Origin of the sequence: Bacillus sp. TL12 (assembly GCF_022625245.1) — a bacterium.
Classification (GTDB): Bacteria; Bacillota; Bacilli; order Bacillales; family Bacillaceae_G; genus Bacillus_A.
On the sequence record NZ_JAJJBY010000035.1, the window covers coordinates 1 to 16,613 of the forward strand.

The following is a 16,613-nucleotide window of genomic DNA, read 5'->3' on the forward strand; positions in this document are numbered from 1 at the left end:
ACCATAACACCTCTCTCTTTATTTTAAATTACTAAAAATCAAAACTAGAAAAAATAATTATTCCTTAGAGTTCTTAACTTATCTTATCTTAAAAAATAAAAAAGCCCTTTCATTCATACTAAATTTCCTAATAATTACAGTTTCAGTTTCACACCTCTAGCGTGATTCCCATTTGCCAAAATCGCTGTACGAATTGCTTGAATCCAAATTAAAAAGAGCACTTAAAAGTGCTCTTTTCGTGATAAGGAGTTTTCAATGAGTATGAAAAAAGCGATTTACGCTTGTCCCATACTTTAATATATGCTCGTTCTGTTCAAAAGGTGTACGGTTTATAAAATAAAAATGCTGATCCATAAAGAAATTAAAATTTTTATTATTTCACATCAAAATACTTTTCAAATACAAATGTTTGATCACCTATATAATTCAGCATAATGTTGAGTAATCTTCATATCATTCATATAATCTTTGAAACCTTGCCCTTCTAAATAATCTAATTTCCCTTACAAGATTGTAAGGATAGTGTAATCTAACATGATTTTTTTATTATCAAAAAAGCAGTATACTCTCTACAGAAACACATAAAAGGAGAAAAAATCACAAAAAAATTTTTAGCTATCATTTCATTATTTGCACTATTTTCTAGTTTTGCTATAGAGAGCCTATATAAAAAAAGCCGCTATTCTATAGCGACTTGCTTAGCTAATTCACATTGCAATCTATATTCTTCTAACTCCCAAATTTTATCAATAATGCGGTCTTTGCAACATTGAATTCCAATATTCACATCATAATTAGCAGGGGCTACACACGCGCTAGATTGGGTTAAAATGAATCCATTCGGCAACTTAGCAACCACTACTGTACATTTGCCATGAAACTCCTCAACTGTCCATCGAGTTTTTTCTAAAATACCATTAATATCTTCTTGTGTCACAGTATTCTTCATTTACTTCTCACCCTTCTGCCTTTGTTTTTCACCCTTCTTCTCTTCGATGTCTAACTTATGATGTTGTAACTCTAAGCCTTGTTCCTGCTTTTGTCTTTTCTCTTCTTGTATTTGTTACTCTTGTTCCATCTGCTGTTATACTTTTGGCGGTAACTAATCTTATAAGATGGATTTTCGAAATCCATTATGAATATATATATATGCACTTCATGTTCATAGAAGTCGCTAATTTTTAGCCTTTCTAATAGGAATTGTGGTGTCTGCATTGGGATTTCTCATAAATACTTTTTACCCTTCGTTTTATTTCATTAAGCAACTTTTTGGACATGAGCCTGGTATTATACCGAGCTCATGTCTTTTAGTTTTGTCTTAATTCTTTTATGATTATAGTATTCTATATACTTTGCGAATATTGCTTTTCCACCTTCATTACTATTTAAATACCGTCTCACTGCTCGTATTTTTTCTTTTGAAGAAAATTTAGCTATAAAAACTACATTCCAATTATAGCCCACTCTTCCCACTACCTAATATCAAAATGCTTTTCTTCTACAAATGTTTGTTGTCCAATATCAATCCAGCCATCTTCACGAGAATAAATATCATATGCAGTTGTACCATCAACTCGTCCCTTGAAACTTCCATCCGGAGCACCCGGTGCTGTATAAGTGTTGATGCCATACCCAACAGGATATTTTGAATAAGCACGGAACCATTGTACGTCAAAATGCTTCTGTTCAGCCCATTGTTGTCCACCAAGGCAAATCATATTTTGGTCACCACCGTACCAAGCGCCAGCAAGAATTAGATATGGTGTTTTATCAGTGATACGACCATTATAATAGCCGTCTTTAGGTGCTGTATATAAATTAATTCCATATCCTTCACGGTATTTTGAAATAGCAATACCAATACCTTTTGGTTGATTATTACTTGCATCCTCTCCTGTAAACCAAGAAAGTGGTTTACCTCCAACCAATTGATTTAAATCACAAGTGCCAATACCAGATACATTCCCTTTATCAGTATACTGCCAAATGTCACATGGAAATGCTGGTTTATTTCCGCCATAACGAGGTATCCATACAAAATCTGTATTTACTTTATCCATTCCAAAAGGCTCGTACATTTGATGAGCTACGTATAACCCTACCTTTCCAGCACCTAAGCGCCGCAATTCATCGATAAATGCTTGTGTACCAGCTCTCATGTCATCCATTGTCTTGACTTCAACGTCCGCTACCCAAACCGTAGCGCTCTTGTCACCGCGGTTCCAAAAGTCTTGTGCTTCTTTCTTTGCATCAGTAATAGATACAAAACGACAAAATGCGTAGTTTCCAAATGGTACACCATAATTCTTCATAGACGTTACGTAAGACTTGTACATTGGATCTACATAGGTTGAACCATCTTGTACACGGGCGATAACCCAATCAAGCTGAGGAGCCGCGACTGACCAATCAATATTACCGTTCCATTTTGAAATATCTACGATGTATCCCACTATTGAACATCTCCTTTATTATTATCATATTCAAGGCTTGTCTTTTTGCTCTTCACTCCTACAAATTCGAGCACATTTCTTAAAATATTAGGAAACTTACTCTCCACATGGCTAATGTTCATTTTTTCAATTTTTAATGAGAATTCGGCTCATTTTCTTCGTTTTTGGGGACAATTGATCCCTTAAGTTGATGTGGATGGAGTAGCACCAACATGTCGCAAATTTCGTACGCTAAAAAATTGTTCATTGTTTATTCAAATTACAGTGAACAAAAAAATGAACCTAAACAACCTTATTCTTCAAGACTTTAGGACAACTTATTTTCGAAAAGGTACAGTACCACATTTTAAAACGAAAAATAGTTATATATTGGAATTCCCATCATATATTTGTCTTATGTTCTATATAGAAGGGAATGTTGAAAAGTGGGGAATAATCACTTTCATAATGTGTTTGCTGTGAAACAAGAACATTTAGGACAAGTTCTTAAATTAAAGAAATTCTTTGAAGAATTGGATATGGATTTTAATGATTTCGCTGATCCTCGCACTCTAGTCAACGTGCTAGAATCAAATCGTGATATAAACTTTTTGAAGTCGTCACAGGAAGCAATCATCGGAGGAGAAGCACTTCAAATTTCAGAATTGATTGAGAAAATTAGTAATCTAATTATTAAAGATATATTAGCACTTCCTACTTATCGTTGGGGAGAAAGTATAAATCAAGATATTGTGAGGCAGGTGACCGATGCTATTACTAACATGTTTATTAATTTAAATAAGCAAGATGCTGAACCATGGATTTCCTGGTATAACACTGAGAATAGTTTTCCAAGATATACTTATAATATTTTAATCGCTATAGATACTCAGGAAAAAGACTATCTTATAGACGTTTTAGCAATTAGTTTTGATATTTTGGTTGTAAAAAAAACCAAACAGGAAGTTTGTTCTTTCACAGTTAATGATAGTGCACAATGCCTTATAATGATGAAACATATGCTTGTTGGGATTAAATTTGAAGATGTTTATCCCTCGTAACCCCCGCCCTTCTACTTATAAGTAGAGGGGCTGTTATTTTTGTTACACTCTTATATACTTTGAATCACATAGACCTTCACATATATATCATATTTTGCTGCTAACTGTTCCAATTTCTTTTCCCTATATTTTGAAACTGTAAAGATAAGATCCGGTTTCTTTTTCTTACTTTGTAAAACGAATTATATATAATAAAAAAATAAATAAGACACACATATAAGAAGAATGCATGTCTTACATTAAAAATGTCACAACCAAATAGAATTATTCCATATCCCTCTTCATTGTAATGAACTGGTTTATTAGAATAATCTAAAAATAACGATTTTTTAAGAACAAAAAACAGTAGTAATATTTAGTGTCCAGCCTCCCATGATAGAACCATCAAATACAACAAAATCATCAAATACAAAAAGGTTCCATACACCATTTGGATCTATTCCATTGAAAACACTTAAAGTCGATCCATATGGTCGTGACGGTGCTGGCGAGGGAAAAGTATCTAAAATTATAGGATCAATACCAAGATAATTAGTTGGTTTAAATGTACCAGAAACGATTTGACTATTGTCAGGAAGTAAAGATTGCGCAAAATCGTTAAAAGTTAATTTAACGTTATTAACATCAAACCCATCTCCCGCATCTGCCATAAGAATAACGTTTTGCCCTTGTGGTCCTACAAGTAAAATATCAACATCATCAGGAAATGCATGAGTCAAACCGATTAATGTCACTGTAACTTGAGTAACCCCACCAGATAAACCTGTAACATTAATGCTAGACGGATATGGTGTTGCTAGACCTTCGGATGGTATAACAATTGGAGACAAATTACTAAATGTCGCTGTGGAAACGATGCAAGGAGTAGGACAAGAAACAGAACGAAATCTGCATTTTTTTCTATTAAATGGAGACAAAAAATTCACCTCACTTATCTATACTATTATATTTAATGTAAAAATGAAGATTTTGCTTCTTATACTTGTCCCATTTATAGAGTACTTTAGATAATTTATTTACTAACGAATAAATATAGAAAAAAACTGTACGGAAGTGAATATAACGAATATGATTTAGTCTACCCTACCTTTTACGGAAACCCTTGCAGTTTGACACAGCTCTGGAAAAAGCTTATAAAGAAAAGTGAGGTTCCTAATATTCGGTTCCATGATCTAAGGCATACCCATGCAACTTTAATGTTGAAACAAGGGATTCATCCGAAGATTGTAAGTGAACGACTAGGACATAAAAGAGTAGGCATTAGACACCTACTCACATGTCGTACCAGGACTTCAAGAAACTGCGGTGGACCAATTTGCAAACGAATTGTTCGGAAATAAAACCGTTCGTTAGAAATTCGTTAGAAGTTTCGATTTTCCAATGAAATTACCACCTAAAAAATACAAAATAAAACAATTTTAAAGGGAGCGAAAAACATGAAAGAAATCAAGTCTGAAAAGGAATTTAAGGACATTATCGCAAGCGAGGAGCCAGTAGTAGTTAAGTTCTTCACAACATGGTGCCCAGATTGCGTACGTATGGACAACTTTATCGGGGATGTAATGGAAGAGTTCAATAAATTTGAATGGTATTCTATTAATAAAGATGAATTCCCAAGTATTGCAGAAGAGTATCAAGTAATGGGAATTCCTAGCTTATTAGTGTATCAAAATGGCGAAAAACTTGGTCATTTACATAGTGCAAATGCAAAAACAGAAGAACAAGTTACTGAGTTTTTAGAAGCGTACTAACATAGAAAAAATGCCTCTGAGTTTTATTCTTTCAGAGGCATTTTTTTAGCCTTTTTTTATGATTATCTTTCGCAATTGCTTAGTCATTTCTTCAGAAGTGTAATATGCTGTTTCCTCATGACCGATATACATAATTACACTTCTTTCCTCTTCATCTCCAAGGTATAAATGGATTCCATGTGTATCTCCATTTTGATATGTAATTAACAAATCGTATTATGGCTTTTCATTACTTCTTTTTTGTTTTTTTACGTCATGTAGCAGATTACGAATTCCCTCTAATTTTTCTTTATCTTCAATATTCATAAAATAATCTTCGTTTATACCACCAAACCCTTTTGAAGTAGATATCGACAGCTTAGAAATATCTTGTTTCTTTACGTTCTCTTCATTGAATACCCCACACCCTGCGCTAATCAATGTAATAAGCACTAGCATGAAATAAGATAATATTTTTCGCACCCTACTCCCTCCCTTTGTTATATTGCAAAGGAAATCCGATGAAATTTTAATCTTTTCTCACTTTGTACTTCGCAACATATTTTTCCTTCACGAAACTTTGTTACCCCCTACTTAAAAAGCTAAAAAACGTCAACAATGTTTGTATAGACCCACACGAGTTTCGTTTGATACTCTATTACTAGAAAGAAATTCCTAACAGAAAGGTGAGTGAGCGTTATGAATTCACTTTCTAATAAAGAAGCTGATAAAGGAGCTATTGTCAGCATTATCGCCTACATATTTTTGTCATCACTGAAAATCGTAATTAGCTATATTGCTCTTTCCAGTGCATTACGTGCAGACGGTTTAAATAATTTAACAGATATTGGTGCTTCTTTAGCTGTGTTAATCGGTTTAAAAATTTCTCGGAAGCCTCGCGATCCGGATCATCCGTATGGTCATTCACGTGCAGAACAAATCGCTTCACTTGTTGCTTCCTTTATTATGGCAACGGTTGGTTTAGAAGTTATTGTGAGTGCAATTCAATCCTTTTTTAATCCACAAAAAAACGCACCAAGTATGCTTGCAGCGTGGGTTGCCTTATTTTGTGCTGTCGTCATGTACGTCGTGTACAAATATAACAATAAAATTGCACAGCGTACAAAAAGTAAAGCATTAGAAGCCGCAGCGAAAGATAATTTATCAGATGCTCTTATTAGTATAGGTACAGTTGTCGGTATTGTTGCTTCTCAGTTCCACATGCCGATTCTCGATCCAATCGCGGCCTTACTTGTTGGTTTTATCATTTGCAAAACTGCGTGGGACATCTTTATAGAGGCTTCTCATATGTTAACCGATGGCATTGATCCGGATAAAATGGAGGAGTATTCACAAGCTGTCAAACTTGTTTCTGGTGTTGAACATATTGTTGATATTCGTGCACGTATGTATGGAAACCAAACGTATGTAGATATTACAATCGAAGTAGATGCTCATATGGACGTGAATAAAAGCCATCATATTACAGATAAAATCGAGGAAATGTTAGAACAAAAGTTTGGAATTTTGCACACTCATATTCATGTTGAGCCTATGCAAAAAGAACCTATGATGACATAGGTTCTTTTTTGATGAATGCTTGATGGAACATGATACATAAAACAAGCCAACTTCCACCCGCTGCCCAGCCCGCTAATATATCAGATGGATAATGGACCCCTAGATATACACGGCTAACAGAAATAGAGAATATCACGAAACATGTAATAAAAATAATCAATAACTTTCTATGCAATGTAATGCGATGTTCCGTGATTGTTACATAAGCGATAAACCCTAAAAATGCTGTGGCGTTCATCGTATGCCCGCTTGGAAAACTATATCCTGTAGCTGTAACAAGCTGCGTGACATCTGGTCTTGGTCGTTCATACCATAATTTTAGGAGGTTGTTAAGGTGACGAGATCCATAATAATTAATGATTAAAAATAACGCACCTAACAACTTTTTTCGAATGAGAAAGTACATCACAACTATGATTAATAACGGGAAATATATTTTTTTTGAACCAATATAAGACATCCAAGTGAAATAAGCCGTCAAATAATCGTTCCGAAAACTTTGAATAAAGTTAGTAACAACATCATCAAATTTCTCAACACAAGCGGTATGATACGAAAGTGATAATCCGACAAAACAAATAAGTAATACGCTTAACAAGTATACATGTCGATATCGTTTCACATACATAACCTCACTATACAAAAATAAAAAATGGAGCGGTTGTTTTAGTTTCCCTCTCCATTTCTTTTTTTATGCATCATTTATCAAGAAATATAACTATTAATTTTTTGCTGCATAGCCGGAATATCTTCACGCGTTACGGTAAAACGAACGACTCTTTCATCTAAGTCTAACGCTTCTGAAAATAACCCTGCTAATCCGCGGGCTTTTCTGTCTACTTCCATAACAATATCCAATCGATCATGCGCACGTGGTAAAATTAATAATTCCAATTCATCTAATTTTCCATAATATTGCCCTGAAACTGGCACAAACTCAAATTCTTGCGCGAATGGAATATTCGTACGTAAATAACGTGGCAGCTCTTCACATTCTGCTTGACGAAGCCTGAATCCTAATTGTTTTACACTATCTAAAACACTATTTAATAATGCATTCGGCAACACCTGAATGTAATCGCGATCACTCGGATCAATACTCCGCTTAATATCAAGACCTGTATGAACCCAAACCGTTTTCATGCCAAAAGTAAGCGGCGCTTCAATTGGCATGGGGAATGAAAATGGAATTTCTACTTTTTCATTTGGAGATATCGTAATAGGATCCGTTAAACGTACTCGTTCTAAATCGAATGTAGCGCTTACTTTTTTATCATCTACTTCTCTTATATACGACGTCGTTAATGTTAAGTAAATGCTTTCAATTTGTTGATCAACTGATCCGCCTGTAATATGAACCACGCCTACAATTTCTTCTCCTACTAAATATTCTTCTTTCTCAAGAACTGTATCAACTTTCGCGCTTCCTATTCCAACACTTGCTAAAAACTTTTGAAACATGTATCCCCCATCCTTTCTAATGTATGGCGTACATCTTTTCTAATCGCTTGTACATCTTCATAATATGGAGTCTTCATCCGTAGCATTCGCATAATAATTTCACGGTTTTCTTCCGCTAGCTGCAACTCTTCATACCATGGTCTTTCTTCTTTTGCAGTAGACTCATAACCAGAATATAATAAAAATAATGTAAAGTGACCTAGTGCATAAAAATCACTGCGATAGTGAACCTCTCGCATATAGGCTTGTTCTCCTTCATAGATCGATGCTCGTTCATCGATTTCTCCTATAAATCTAGCTAACCCAAAATCAATTATGCTAATCTGCCCCTCTTCCATTAAAATGTTTGGGGTTCGTAAGTCTCGATGAATAATACCTTTACTATGAAAATAAGAAACGAGCTCAAGTACCTTATATAAAATATGAAAAACTTCACGCTCTTCGTATACATGTCCATCTTTGAAAATGAAGTCTTCAAAATTATTACCTGGCATGTACTCCATTATAAAAAACGGCTGTTTTTTCCATATAAAACTATCATGTAAGCTTGGTATTGCTGGATGATCTAACTGTTCTAAAATTGCTTGCTCCTGTGCAAATGACCTTCGACCTGACATATACCTTTGCTTACTTTGTCTTAATTGTTTCAAAACCTTTTTTTCTTTCGTTTCCAAATCATAAACGATATATGTAAAGCCATAGCTACCCATTCCAATTACTGATTCAATTTTATAGCGCTGCGTAACAATTGTATCAGTGCGCAGCGGTCTATCAAACCAAGCAAGTATGTCACGCCACTTCATCAACTACTGGAAAAGAAACTACGGCTTTTACGTTTTCTTTTATAGTGTTGATGTCCATAGCCATGAGAATTTCTTCTCCTGTTATAATCGCTACTTGAATACGAGCGACCTCTATGACGATAATCGCTACTTGAGTAGGAACGATATCTACTCTTCTTTCCTAGCAAAGAATCAATAATTTTTTTGAACATCCCTTCACCTCTTGTTTCGAATTTTCCTTTTATTATACCAATAATAATCCTTTATGTTTGTGACAAGTTTGTAAAGAAAGAATTTTGAAGTGTAAAAAACGACGAGTAGGTCCCGTCGTTACTTTCACCCTTCATCTTCATCAAACACTTCATCAATCATACATTTTTCTAGTAAATACTCAAATGTAATATCAGCGAGATCCTCAATCTCTTCTCGCTTTGGCACATACCCTCTCTCAATTAGTTGCTCATAAAAAAACTCCGCAATTTCTTCCGTATCAATTACGACTTCAATTTCCTTCATGAGCATCACTCCTTTATTTCTGTTTTATGAAGAAATTTCAAAATTATGTATACGAGATTAGAAAAATAGATTTTCTTTTCTATATCATACTTGTCTGTCATATCAATTCAGCTCACAGCATACGATGTAGTACAAGCTATTTAAAGGGGGAAATAAAAAATGGAATACCAATATGAAGTAGAGCAAAGAAAAGAAGAGTTCATGCATGAAGATAAATGGGCAGACTCTGTCATTAAAGGGCTTATTATTTTTTTAACAATTGTAGGTATACCTTACACAGCTTATATTTTTGTTCAGTTCCTACTTACTTTCTAGCTATTTTTTCTCTGTTAATTTAACTAAATAATTATGGACGACATCCATAACAATTTTATATTCTTCATCTTGAAATGTTTCATATAATAATTGATAGTCATTATAAATGTCTAATAATCCATCAATAATTTCTTGTCGGCTTGTTTTAATACTCACCTTTTTGGAGTTGTTTATTGATTTCAATTTTCCTAAATCTAATTTATTCATCCCTGCTTTATCTTGTTTTAGTTTTTTCAAAATTGCATTAGCAGTTTGCGCATTCGCAAGCAAGGTTAAATCTGATTCATCAGCCTCTAACCACTCACCATCTGTAATTCTCGATAATTCATATATCGTATCTTCCCAAGCGTCATTTTTATACCGCCACACCTCTGTGCGAAACCCAACGATACGAAAAACATCTTTATCATATCCCGTAACTTGCACTAGGTCACCGAACGTAAAATGATAACGCAGTTCAATCCATTCTGTTTCACCTTTTTTCATTTCTTGTTCCGTGACATGTTGAAGTGTTTGTTCCACATAAAATCCATCATGATTATTAACTTCATATACATAAACACCATCTAATATTTTCATATTCGTAATTTTACCAACAGTTCCATATAGCGTAATCACGACTATGTCTCCCACATTGTATTTAGGTTGTTTTTTTCGTGCCATTTATCTCTCTCCTTTTTAAAGTCGTGATTTTGATAACAGTATATGCAAACGATGAAAAAACGCTTACCACATAAGCTTATATTCAAAAAAATTTTCAATAAAAAATACATCACTTTTTATAAAGTGATGTACCAGTATAGATATATTTTGTTTGATTATTATCTTTCCTGTATGTATAAATCCCAAGCTTCATCAAAAATAGTCATGCTGCCTAGTAATCCACTTAATTCTAAATACGAGCTAATTTCATCGTAATCTTCTGATTGCTTCGGAAAACTTAAATCATCATACATAGCTTCAGCTAAATCAGATACTTCATTTTTAACTAAAGACGCACGGTGCTTCATCATATAGTGATAAAATGACTTTTTCAAACATATTCCCTACCTTTCTAACTTGGATACATTATACAAGGGAGAACAGAAAAAAACCAGCATAATCGCTGGTTTTCTGGTTAAAAGTCAAAATAATTTCTCTTTAATAAGCGTGGACGTTCCATTAGTTCTTCATATGTTAATTGTTTCGGTAAATCTTTTGTATAAATTAAAAACAATTGATCTTCTATTTCTTTTACAACATGATCAGGCTGATAGTCCATTCCACATGATGAACAAGAAATACATGGTGTCTTTTGAATTTCAATGGCTTTTGTACCATCTGGCAATTCCCAATATACAGTATTCAGACTTTCTTTCGCTTCTGTACTGTCACACCACATACAATTCATACTGCGTCACCCTCAGCTTTTTTATTTTCTTCTAATTTCGCCATTTGTGCTTGATATTTTTTATCTTTTAACTGGTCACGCTTATCACGTTTATCTTTTAAAGAAGCATGTTCGTCATTTGTTTCATAATCTTTACGGCGATTCATACGTTGCAAGTCATCAGGAACAAGATTGAATTTCTTATCACTCATCAATCCAGCTACTCCAATATCAGAACGCTTCTCTTCATATGTTGGATAAATTTCTTTAAAGTAACCTTCTGCTCTTCCTGGCACATAATTTTCTGGTTCTGGATATGTTGTAATAACTCCTTCAAAGTTACGGAGTACAACTTTATCCGCGCTTTGTGAAATTAAATAGTTTGGCTGCAGGGCAATTTTTCCGCCTCCGCCTGGCGCATCAACAACAAACGTTGGAACCGCGTAACCAGACGTATGTCCACGTAGTCCCTCAATAATTTCTAACCCTTTGGAAACTGGAGCACGGAAGTGACCGATACCTTCTGATAAATCACATTGATAAATATAATACGGACGAACGCGAATTTTTACTAAATCATGCATTAGCTTTTTCATGATTGGTACACTATCGTTAATTCCAGCTAAAATAACTGCTTGGTTTCCTATTGGAACACCTGCATTTGCAAGCATTTCACATGCTAGTTTTGACTCTTCTGTAATTTCAATTGAAGTGTTAAAATGTGTATTTAACCATACTGGGTGATATTTTTTAATAATATTACATAGATTTTCTGTAATACGTTGTGGAAATACAACTGGTGCTCTCGTTCCGATACGAATAATTTCCACATGCGGAATTGCTCGTAAGTTCTTTAATACGTACTCTAAAATTTTATCATTAATAAGAAGACCATCACCGCCAGAAATTAAAACATCACGTACTTGTGGCGTTTGACTAATGTAAGCAATTGCATCGTCTAGTTGTTTTTTCGGAACACCCATTCCAATTTGTCCACTAAAACGACGACGTGTACAATAACGACAATACATAGAACATTGATTTGTTACTAGAAATAAAACACGATCTGGATAGCGATGTGTTAAACCTGGAACTGGTGAATCTTCATCTTCATGAAGTGGATCTTCTAAATCATATTTTGTTTTATATAATTCTTCCGAAATCGGTACAGATTGCATCCGAATCGGACAGCGTGGATCATCAGGATTCATAAGAGAAGCATAGTACGGTGTAATATTTAACGGAATCGTTTTCGTTGAAATCTTAACCCCTTCTTCTTCTTCTGGTGTTAAATTGATTACTTTCTTTAAATCATCTAACGTTTTAATCGTATTCGTTAATTGCCAAACCCAATCATTCCATTGCTCTTCTGTAACATCTTTCCATAATTCGATATCTTTCCAGTGACGATTTGGTTTGTATACATCATGTAACATTGCTATTCCCCCTTTTTTTACGCTCGCCATTTATATAAGCAATAATTATGCCAACTTTACATTCCCAATAAGAAATGGTGAAAAATATCCTATTATATAAGGAAAAAAGATTTTTTCTTATTTTAAATGGCGCTTATAATAAGCAGAATATTCATTACTTTCTGTATATGTAAACGCTCTTTTATTGGTGCAAACACACAAAAACCGCCGATTATTCGGCGGTTTTGTCATACTTATTTAATTTATACTGCAATGTTTGCCTTGGAATACCTAATAATTTAGCAGCTTGCAAAATATTCCCATCTGTTTCTGTTAGTGCTTGATCAATTAATTCTTTTTCTGTTTGATAAAGTGCCTCACGTAAAGGGAGGATGCTTTTCTTCTTATTCTTTGAATCCACCTCTTTTCGAAATGTTCGTGGTAAACAACTAACCGTTAAGGAGCTTCCTTCAGCAATAATTACAGCGTGTTCCATAGTATGTTTTAACTCTCTTACATTTCCAGGCCAATGGTATGCTAGTAATCTTTCTTTCGTCTCATTGTCAATATGAAGTACCTCTTTTTTATATTCTTTATTATAATCGTTTAAAAAGTACGACGCTAACAATAATACGTCTTCTTTTCGTTCACGAAGCGGTGGAATATATAGCGAAAATACATTTAAGCGATAATATAAATCCGTTCGAATTTTATTTTCACGTAAACATATCTCTGGAGGCTGATTCATCGCCGTAATGACGCGAACATCAACTTTTCTCGTCTTACTATCCCCTATACGACGAATCACTCCATCTTCTAATGCCCGAAGCATTTTTGCCTGCAGATCAAGGGGCATCGAATTTAATTCATCTAAAAATAATGTCCCTCCATCTGCAAGTTCAAATAACCCCGCACGTTCAATAGCACCTGTATAACTACCTTTTGTTGTCCCAAATAATAAACTCTCTAAAAGAGATTCTGGAAGAGCTGCACAGTTTTGAGCAATAAACGGTTTATTTTTCCGTTTTGAAGCCTCATGAATCGCTTGTACGAATAATTCTTTTCCAGTCCCTGTCTCCCCGTAGATTAAAACATTGGCATCTGTTGGGGCCACCTTTTGTGCCAAATCTTTCGTTTGTTTAAAGCGAGAATCTTCTGTCACAATTGTATTAAAGGCAACGTGCTTTTTTGTTACCTTTTTCCTAGAAGAACGTTTCATTTTCGATTGTAAATCGACAATGGTATCAGTTAACTTTTGAATTGTCGAGTAATCTTTTGCAATTTCAACAGCACCTGCAATTTTATCTTCTATAAAGATAGGTAATGTAGTATTTACAGTACAGACATCTTCACCGTTTAAATTTTGATACCGCTGTACTTGATGCAAAATCGGCTTTTTCGTATCTAAAACTTTCATAAGTGTACTCGTTTCCCTTGATAAGGATGGGAATGCTTCTAATAAATGCTTTCCTAATACATTCTCAATCTTTGAACCATCATGTTTTGCAGCAACAGTATTATAAAAAATTGTAATACCATTTTCATCCACCGCATGAATAGCTTCATCAATACTGCCCAAAATCGCCTCAATGACTTCTTGTGTCGAAACTGCTAGCATTGTCATCCCCCCTCTTGCCAAAAATCCAGCAAATTATATGCCGAATTTTCAGCACACCTGTGTGCGATTATAAGCATTACGATTCCGTTCTACTTTTTATTTATTTCATATTATTTATTTCTCATTTACAAGTGATATAATAAAATACACATCAGTGAAGGATTTTTCTATCCTCCACTGATGATTCTCCTAGCAAGCGAGGTTCTTACTACCCGTTAATACGAGATAAATCTTTCACCCATACATTCATATCTTCTAATTTATCAAAAATGTAGCAATTATTCGCTAGCCTTCCTGTATATGTATACCCTAGCTGATGAAAAGCTGCGTTCATTCCAAATGAAAGCGAACGTGCAATTGTGTAAGAACAAAAGATTGCTCTCTCTTGCAATTCTTCTTCTAACTTAATAAGTAAACTTTTCATAAATCCATGTTTTCGATATTCAGGTAACGTTGCACAATTCGTTAATTCCGCATTACCCTCTTTTACATTCATTTCTGCTGAAGCAGTACTAATAATACGCCCGTCTAATTCATACACATAATAAATTGTATCTTCTTTCATCGTTTGAACAACATAGTCTGCTTCATTTAACGGAGTTGGATAAATTTCAAACACTTTTCCAAACACACTTGCCAATTCTTCTGCGTCTTCCTCTGTCGCTTTTCGCAAGACAAATTTCTCAGGAACTTCTTTCTCCTTTACCTCTTTTTCCCTCACACCATCTATAATACGATCCTCATCAACCCACTGAATACTATTTCGTCTTTCATCATCACGGTATTTCACAAGAAAATACGCATCATGTCCTTGAAAATAATGTGGTATCGTCGCTTCTAATAAAAAGCCAAAAGAGAGCCACGCCGAAACATGCTCTCCCTTTCCTTTTATAATGCATTTGGTGAAAGAATGCTTCTCTGCTAACTCTTCTATTTTTTGCACAAGACTTTCTACATTTCCTGTATAATGGTCTACCCGAATACGTTTATTAAAATAATCTAGCGCTCCTTCTACAGTATAGTGGTTCGTCTGTTCTTTAAATAATTCATAATATTTCATTTTTTCACCTCACACCAGTCTAGTAATGTACATGCAATAATTTTTGCTGCGGCAATCATTTTATCCACTTCAATGTATTCATTTGGATAGTGGGCTACCTTTGTCTCCCCCGGTCCGAATATAATAGTTGGAATTTCTGCAATTTGTGTAAACAAACCACCATCCGTTCCCCATGGTGATGCTTCTATAATTGGACTTCTTCCTTCAATTTGAAGAAAATTATCTTGAAGCGTTGCAATAAGTTCATGCTCCTCATCCAATTCACCTGGGACCCATCTTGCTCCAAACCATTCTACTTCTACTGGATATTCTTCGAACCATGGATCTACATTTTTTAATTGTCCTATCCAACTTTCAAATTCTTCTTTTACCGCCTCCATAGTTTCATTCGGTGCAACTCCGCATCTTCCTTCTAAAATCAATGCATCTGGTACAGAGCTTGGCCAACTACCACCTTCAATTTTCCCAATATTGATTGGAACAGGGATTGGAATTTCTTGATATAATGGATCTATAATTCGCTCATTTCTTTTCTGTTCTAACTGTCTCAAATGCTCAACGACAAACATGCTTTTTTCAATCGCACTTACACCTTCATAACGTGTACCACCATGTGCTGCCTTTCCTTTTACATGTAGGCGAAACCACATAGAACCTTGTTGTTTTGGGAAGAACTTCATATTTGTAGGTTCTGGAATAATAACCCCATCTGCCTTATAGCCTCGTAAAATTGCTGCTAAAGTACCTGCTCCACCGCTCTCTTCTTCTATGACACTTTGAAAATAAATATCTCCTTTTAGTTCAATACCCAGCTCTATAATCGCTTCCATTGCTAACATAAGAGCCACATTTCCGCCCTTCATATCCGTTGTTCCACGACCGTATATGCGATTTCCTATTTTTTCACCACTATATGGATGGTGTTCCCACTGATTCACGTCACCTTCTGGTACCACATCAATGTGTCCGTTTAAAATCATTGATTTTCCATCGCCGCTTCCTTTTAACGTCGCAACAATATTGGGACTATCTGAAAAATTCGTTCTTGGAGATACAAAATAAGGATGATCTTTCATTTTTGTAAAAGAAGGTTCCCAAATATCGAGATCTAAACCTAATTCACGTAGTTTTTCAATGACAATTGCTTGCGCGCCGCTCTCATCTCCAGATACACTTTTTTCTTGAATTAATCGTTTTAAGAGTTTTACACTCTCTCCTTCATGATTTTCAATATAATCACATACTTGTTTTTTTAATTGCTTCATAATTTGTT

At 34.7% G+C, this 16,613-nt stretch carries 20 protein-coding genes and 3 pseudogenes; 5 read left to right on the plus strand and 18 right to left on the minus strand.

Annotation, left to right across the window (positions count from 1 at the left end):
• Nucleotides 1-416 precede the first annotated feature (416 nt).
• From LOK41_RS22880 to LOK41_RS22895, 3 genes and pseudogenes are all read right to left on the minus strand, one after another.
• A pseudogene (locus LOK41_RS22880) lies at nucleotides 417-500 on the minus strand (RtcB family protein); the annotation flags it as partial.
• A 179-nt stretch (nucleotides 501-679) separates the two neighbouring features.
• Nucleotides 680-949, minus strand: coding sequence for a Gp49 family protein (locus tag LOK41_RS22885; protein WP_241818431.1), 270 nt, complete (start codon nucleotides 947-949; stop codon nucleotides 680-682).
• A 523-nt stretch (nucleotides 950-1,472) separates the two neighbouring features.
• Nucleotides 1,473-2,453, minus strand: coding sequence for a glycoside hydrolase family 25 protein (locus LOK41_RS22895; protein WP_241818432.1), 981 nt, complete (start codon nucleotides 2,451-2,453; stop codon nucleotides 1,473-1,475).
• Between the two features lie 425 nt (nucleotides 2,454-2,878).
• Between LOK41_RS22895 and LOK41_RS22900 the strand changes: the two genes are divergently transcribed.
• On the plus strand, nucleotides 2,879-3,493 hold the full coding sequence (locus LOK41_RS22900; RefSeq protein ID WP_347269354.1) for a pesticidal protein: 615 nt from the start codon (nucleotides 2,879-2,881) through the stop codon (nucleotides 3,491-3,493).
• 50 nt (nucleotides 3,494-3,543) lie between these two features.
• Here LOK41_RS22900 and LOK41_RS29340 read toward each other — a convergent pair.
• Nucleotides 3,544-3,636 (minus strand): annotated as a pseudogene (locus LOK41_RS29340) (replication-relaxation family protein); the annotation flags it as partial.
• Nucleotides 3,637-3,822: 186 nt separating this feature from the next.
• Nucleotides 3,823-4,419 carry a hypothetical protein gene (locus tag LOK41_RS22905; protein WP_241818434.1) on the minus strand — a complete coding sequence of 199 codons (597 nt, stop codon included), beginning with the start codon at nucleotides 4,417-4,419 and terminating at the stop codon, nucleotides 3,823-3,825.
• Nucleotides 4,420-4,500: 81 nt separating this feature from the next.
• Between LOK41_RS22905 and LOK41_RS22910 the strand changes: the two are divergent.
• Nucleotides 4,501-4,846 (plus strand): annotated as a pseudogene (locus LOK41_RS22910) (tyrosine-type recombinase/integrase).
• A gap of 83 nt (nucleotides 4,847-4,929) precedes the next feature.
• Nucleotides 4,930-5,244 (plus strand): thioredoxin family protein, encoded by a 315-nt coding sequence (locus tag LOK41_RS22915; protein WP_026594348.1) that lies wholly within the window; start codon nucleotides 4,930-4,932, stop codon nucleotides 5,242-5,244.
• A 216-nt stretch (nucleotides 5,245-5,460) separates the two neighbouring features.
• On the opposite strand, the gene LOK41_RS22920 is transcribed toward LOK41_RS22915, so the two are convergent.
• Nucleotides 5,461-5,706: a hypothetical protein gene (locus tag LOK41_RS22920; protein WP_241818435.1), complete on the minus strand. Its 246-nt coding sequence runs from the start codon at nucleotides 5,704-5,706 to the stop codon at nucleotides 5,461-5,463.
• Between the two features lie 216 nt (nucleotides 5,707-5,922).
• On the opposite strand from LOK41_RS22920, the gene LOK41_RS22925 reads away from it, so the two are divergent.
• On the plus strand, nucleotides 5,923-6,804 hold the full coding sequence (locus LOK41_RS22925) for a cation diffusion facilitator family transporter (RefSeq protein ID WP_241818436.1): 882 nt from the start codon (nucleotides 5,923-5,925) through the stop codon (nucleotides 6,802-6,804).
• On the opposite strand, the gene LOK41_RS22930 is transcribed toward LOK41_RS22925, so the two are convergent.
• The 5 genes from LOK41_RS22930 to LOK41_RS22950 all read right to left on the minus strand — a co-directional run bounded on the left by LOK41_RS22930 (nucleotide 6,791) and on the right by LOK41_RS22950 (nucleotide 9,563).
• Nucleotides 6,791-7,426, minus strand: coding sequence for a phosphatase PAP2 family protein (locus LOK41_RS22930; RefSeq protein ID WP_241818437.1), 636 nt, complete (start codon nucleotides 7,424-7,426; stop codon nucleotides 6,791-6,793). The genes LOK41_RS22925 and LOK41_RS22930 overlap by 14 nt on opposite strands.
• 83 nt (nucleotides 7,427-7,509) lie before the next feature.
• The gene (locus LOK41_RS22935; RefSeq protein ID WP_241818438.1) at nucleotides 7,510-8,265 is read right to left on the minus strand and encodes a sporulation protein; all 756 of its coding nucleotides are present in this window, start codon (nucleotides 8,263-8,265) and stop codon (nucleotides 7,510-7,512) included.
• The gene (locus LOK41_RS22940; RefSeq protein ID WP_241818439.1) at nucleotides 8,247-9,068 is read right to left on the minus strand and encodes a serine/threonine protein kinase; all 822 of its coding nucleotides are present in this window, start codon (nucleotides 9,066-9,068) and stop codon (nucleotides 8,247-8,249) included. The genes LOK41_RS22935 and LOK41_RS22940 overlap by 19 nt, the downstream gene beginning before the upstream one ends.
• The gene (locus LOK41_RS22945) at nucleotides 9,068-9,259 is read right to left on the minus strand and encodes a hypothetical protein (RefSeq protein ID WP_241818440.1); all 192 of its coding nucleotides are present in this window, start codon (nucleotides 9,257-9,259) and stop codon (nucleotides 9,068-9,070) included. The genes LOK41_RS22940 and LOK41_RS22945 overlap by 1 nt, the downstream gene beginning before the upstream one ends.
• Nucleotides 9,260-9,383: 124 nt before the next feature.
• The gene (locus LOK41_RS22950) at nucleotides 9,384-9,563 is read right to left on the minus strand and encodes a YozD family protein (RefSeq protein WP_003197525.1); all 180 of its coding nucleotides are present in this window, start codon (nucleotides 9,561-9,563) and stop codon (nucleotides 9,384-9,386) included.
• Between the two features lie 159 nt (nucleotides 9,564-9,722).
• Here LOK41_RS22950 and LOK41_RS22955 point away from each other — a divergent pair, with 159 nt between their 5' ends.
• Nucleotides 9,723-9,878, plus strand: a complete 156-nt coding sequence (locus LOK41_RS22955) for a DUF3930 family protein (RefSeq protein WP_174100772.1) — start codon at nucleotides 9,723-9,725, stop codon at nucleotides 9,876-9,878.
• On the opposite strand, the gene LOK41_RS22960 is transcribed toward LOK41_RS22955, so the two are convergent.
• The 7 genes from LOK41_RS22960 to LOK41_RS22990 all read right to left on the minus strand — a co-directional run bounded on the left by LOK41_RS22960 (nucleotide 9,879) and on the right by LOK41_RS22990 (nucleotide 16,605).
• Complete coding sequence (locus LOK41_RS22960) at nucleotides 9,879-10,541, minus strand: hypothetical protein (protein WP_174100770.1); 663 nt, start codon at nucleotides 10,539-10,541, stop codon at nucleotides 9,879-9,881.
• A 158-nt stretch (nucleotides 10,542-10,699) separates the two neighbouring features.
• On the minus strand, nucleotides 10,700-10,915 hold the full coding sequence (locus LOK41_RS22965) for a YozE family protein (RefSeq protein WP_098337230.1): 216 nt from the start codon (nucleotides 10,913-10,915) through the stop codon (nucleotides 10,700-10,702).
• 80 nt (nucleotides 10,916-10,995) lie between these two features.
• Nucleotides 10,996-11,268, minus strand: a complete 273-nt coding sequence (locus tag LOK41_RS22970) for a YokU family protein (RefSeq protein WP_017149664.1) — start codon at nucleotides 11,266-11,268, stop codon at nucleotides 10,996-10,998.
• Nucleotides 11,265-12,683 carry a lysine 2,3-aminomutase gene (kamA, locus tag LOK41_RS22975; RefSeq protein ID WP_098490834.1) on the minus strand — a complete coding sequence of 473 codons (1,419 nt, stop codon included), beginning with the start codon at nucleotides 12,681-12,683 and terminating at the stop codon, nucleotides 11,265-11,267. The genes LOK41_RS22970 and kamA overlap by 4 nt, the downstream gene beginning before the upstream one ends.
• A 211-nt stretch (nucleotides 12,684-12,894) precedes the next feature.
• Complete coding sequence (locus LOK41_RS22980; protein WP_241818441.1) at nucleotides 12,895-14,286, minus strand: sigma-54 interaction domain-containing protein; 1,392 nt, start codon at nucleotides 14,284-14,286, stop codon at nucleotides 12,895-12,897.
• 202 nt (nucleotides 14,287-14,488) lie between these two features.
• Nucleotides 14,489-15,340 (minus strand): putative beta-lysine N-acetyltransferase, encoded by an 852-nt coding sequence (gene ablB / locus LOK41_RS22985; RefSeq protein ID WP_241818442.1) that lies wholly within the window; start codon nucleotides 15,338-15,340, stop codon nucleotides 14,489-14,491.
• Nucleotides 15,337-16,605, minus strand: coding sequence for a peptidase (locus tag LOK41_RS22990; RefSeq protein WP_241818443.1), 1,269 nt, complete (start codon nucleotides 16,603-16,605; stop codon nucleotides 15,337-15,339). Before LOK41_RS22990 ends, ablB begins: the two co-directional genes overlap by 4 nt.
• Nucleotides 16,606-16,613 lie beyond the last annotated feature (8 nt).

Excerpts from the sequence above, each read along its gene's own strand:
- LOK41_RS22885 (WP_241818431.1), bottom strand. The coding sequence starts at position 949 with ATGAAGAATACTGTGACACAAGAAGATATTAATGGTATTTTAGAAAAA.
- LOK41_RS22915 (WP_026594348.1), top strand. The coding sequence starts at position 4,930 with ATGAAAGAAATCAAGTCTGAAAAGGAATTTAAGGACATTATCGCAAGC.
- LOK41_RS22925 (WP_241818436.1), top strand. The coding sequence starts at position 5,923 with ATGAATTCACTTTCTAATAAAGAAGCTGATAAAGGAGCTATTGTCAGC.
- LOK41_RS22935 (WP_241818438.1), bottom strand. The coding sequence starts at position 8,265 with ATGTTTCAAAAGTTTTTAGCAAGTGTTGGAATAGGAAGCGCGAAAGTT.
- LOK41_RS22940 (WP_241818439.1), bottom strand. The coding sequence starts at position 9,068 with ATGAAGTGGCGTGACATACTTGCTTGGTTTGATAGACCGCTGCGCACT.
- LOK41_RS22945 (WP_241818440.1), bottom strand. The coding sequence starts at position 9,259 with ATGTTCAAAAAAATTATTGATTCTTTGCTAGGAAAGAAGAGTAGATAT.
- LOK41_RS22950 (WP_003197525.1), bottom strand. The coding sequence starts at position 9,563 with ATGAAGGAAATTGAAGTCGTAATTGATACGGAAGAAATTGCGGAGTTT.
- LOK41_RS22955 (WP_174100772.1), top strand. The coding sequence starts at position 9,723 with ATGGAATACCAATATGAAGTAGAGCAAAGAAAAGAAGAGTTCATGCAT.
- LOK41_RS22960 (WP_174100770.1), bottom strand. The coding sequence starts at position 10,541 with ATGGCACGAAAAAAACAACCTAAATACAATGTGGGAGACATAGTCGTG.
- LOK41_RS22970 (WP_017149664.1), bottom strand. The coding sequence starts at position 11,268 with ATGAATTGTATGTGGTGTGACAGTACAGAAGCGAAAGAAAGTCTGAAT.
- kamA (WP_098490834.1), bottom strand. The coding sequence starts at position 12,683 with ATGTTACATGATGTATACAAACCAAATCGTCACTGGAAAGATATCGAA.
- LOK41_RS22980 (WP_241818441.1), bottom strand. The coding sequence starts at position 14,286 with ATGACAATGCTAGCAGTTTCGACACAAGAAGTCATTGAGGCGATTTTG.
- ablB (WP_241818442.1), bottom strand. The coding sequence starts at position 15,340 with ATGAAATATTATGAATTATTTAAAGAACAGACGAACCACTATACTGTA.
- LOK41_RS22990 (WP_241818443.1), bottom strand. The coding sequence starts at position 16,605 with ATGAAGCAATTAAAAAAACAAGTATGTGATTATATTGAAAATCATGAA.